At 47.4% G+C, this 1,236-nt stretch carries 2 tRNA genes and 2 rRNA genes (1 of these 4 running past the window's edge); all 4 read left to right on the top strand.

Annotation, left to right across the window (positions count from 1 at the left end):
* A 16S ribosomal RNA gene (locus tag FBT53_RS15855) occupies positions 1 to 63 on the top strand; the annotation flags it as partial.
* A 108-nt stretch (positions 64 to 171) separates the two neighbouring features.
* A tRNA-Ile gene (locus tag FBT53_RS15850) sits at positions 172 to 245 on the top strand.
* A gap of 134 nt (positions 246 to 379) precedes the next feature.
* A tRNA-Ala gene (locus tag FBT53_RS15845) sits at positions 380 to 453 on the top strand.
* Between the two features lie 175 nt (positions 454 to 628).
* A 23S ribosomal RNA gene (locus tag FBT53_RS15840) occupies positions 629 to 1,236 on the top strand (it continues 2,200 nt past the right edge of the window).

Raw genomic sequence — 1,236 nt, 5'->3', positions numbered from 1 at the left:
GTAACTAGGGCTAAGTCGTAACAAGGTAGCCGTACCGGAAGGTGCGGCTGGAACACCTCCTTTCTAGAGACGATAGGCCCTTAGGCCCCGTGCTTTGGTGAAGGAACGGTAGTTTTCTTTGTGTTGTTGTTTTGGATGTCCATAGATATAATGTGGTCATAAGACCTAAGAAGTCTCATAGCTCAGCTGGTTAGAGCGCTACACTGATAATGTAGAGGTCGGCAGTTCGAGTCTGCCTGAGACTACAAGTCGCGAGACTAAAAAGTGCGAAGTTCTGAGGGAAACCTCAATAAAAAATATTGAACAATTAGGAAATTCTGGAAGTTGGGTATGTAGTTATGTACTAACTACTAACTACTCATTACTAACTACTAGTTATGGGGAATTAGCTCAGCTGGCTAGAGCGCCTGCCTTGCACGCAGGAGGTCATCGGTTCGACTCCGATATTCTCCACAAAGTACCTGATTTAATTGGGTATTAAAAAGTTCATTGACATATTGGGACGTAGCACAATACATTGATTTGTATTGATGCGAAGTCAAAAGAAGAAACTTGAAAGCAAGTAAAGTAGTAGAATACGAGAGTAAGAAATATATAAAGATTACGAGGGGCACTTTAGAAGTAAAGTGCGACAAGCTAAGCAAGGGCGTATGGGGAATGCCTAGGCTCCCAGAGGCGATGAAGGACGTGGTAAGCTGCGAAAAGTCATGGGGAACTGCACACGAGTGTTGATCCGTGAATATCCGAATGGGGCAACCCGCTATGTTGAAGGCATAGCATCGAAAGAGGCCAACCCGCTGAACTGAAACATCTAAGTAGGCGGAGGAAAAGAAAACAAGAGTGATTCCGAGAGTAGTGGCGAGCGAAATCGGAACAGCCCAAACCAGTGTTGTTTCGGCAATACTGGGGTTGTAGGACCACGCTGTTCTCTGCGCGACGAACCAGAACACTCTGGAAAGAGTGGCCGTAGACGGTGATAGCCCGGTACGGGTAAGGGACGTTAGAGATAGTGGTATCCTGAGTAGGACGGGGCACGTGAAACCCTGTTTGAATCCGGCGGGACCATCCGCCAAGGCTAAATACTCCTGGGAGACCGATAGTGAACCAGTACCGTGAGGGAAAGGTGAAAAGAACCCTGAACAAGGGAGTGAAATAGATCCTGAAACCATACGCCTACAAGCGGTCGGAGCCCTTCGGGGTGACGGCGTGCCTTTTGCATAATGAGCCTACGAGTTA

The organism is Flavobacterium sp. ASW18X (genome assembly GCF_005144745.1).
In the GTDB taxonomy this organism is placed as follows: domain Bacteria; phylum Bacteroidota; class Bacteroidia; order Flavobacteriales; family Flavobacteriaceae; genus Croceivirga.
This window is presented reverse-complemented; position numbering and strand designations above follow the sequence as displayed.